Source organism: Mesorhizobium sp. P5_C1, assembly GCF_054049815.1.
In genome coordinates, this window is the sequence record NZ_JBFULQ010001085.1 from 1 (window position 1) to 1,040 (window position 1,040).

Genomic DNA, 1,040 nt, shown 5'->3' on the forward strand with positions numbered 1-1,040 from the left:
GACCACAACGGTAACAATCTTCAACGTGAAGCAGGGCGTTCGCGTTGCCGAGGGAACCTTTACTATCGACTACGCGGCAAACCGGGAGAACAACACCTCAACGAAGTCGCGTTGAATTTAGTGGTTCGAATCATCTCGCCCGATACCGCTGGACATAGCCAGGATCGAAATTTGTCCCAATCCGCTGTGCTTGAATTGGAAGTTTCTTGGCTTCCGCGTCGTCCTTCAAGCGAGATTCGATCTGCTCGTAAAGCTTATTGAGCTTCGTATCAGATTTCTTGAACGGTGCCAGCGCACGCGTTCAGGGCGGCCTGACGTTTTCGAGGCTGGTCGAATCGTTGCATCGCCACCGGACTTGTACTTGGATCCGTCCCCTGATCGGCAGCAGTCCGCCCGCGCCACTTTAGCCAGTTGAACGGAGCCATCCGACCCTGCCGACGTTAAGGCGGAGAGGGTAATGTCATGTGTTCGGAAGCCATCAAACGGAAAGCACTTGGGCCCGATGAGCGCCGTGAGCGACGTAGGCTGCGCAGAGAGAAACAGCGAATTGAAAACGTTGGGCGTGCCCACAAGATGCATTCCGCCCGATTGGCCGGGGCAATAGCAAAGCGTGATACCGAGTCGTGTTTGCAGGCATCTGCCTATGTCGGGTGCTCGGGATGGTTTTACTGGAAATGGCGGGGACAGTTTTATCCGACGGATCTGCCCATGAGCGAATGGTTCAATCACTACGCGAAACGATTCGATACTGTCGAAGTTAACGCATCCTTTTATTCATGGCCAACCGTCGCAAATGTAAAAAGCTGGCTTCGGCAACCCGCAAAAAGCAGTTTCGTCTATACGGTAAAGGTCTGCGAGCTGATTACCCACATCAAGAGGTTCGAGGGGACCAAAACTCTCGTAAAGGATTTTGGAATGATAGCCGATATCCTCGGTGAGAGAATGGGCTGCTTTCTATTCCAGCTCCCGCCCAGTTACCACTTCACAAAGGCAAGACTGAACGACATTCTCGGCCAACTCGACCCGGCCCGGCGTAATGT

At 53.4% G+C, this 1,040-nt stretch carries 1 protein-coding gene; it reads left to right on the forward strand.

Features of this window, described 5'->3' with window-relative positions:
- Positions 1-708 precede the first annotated feature (708 nt).
- On the forward strand, positions 709-1,040 hold a 332-nt coding region (locus ACXJ7R_RS34045), incomplete at its 3' end, for a DUF72 domain-containing protein (protein WP_457155623.1).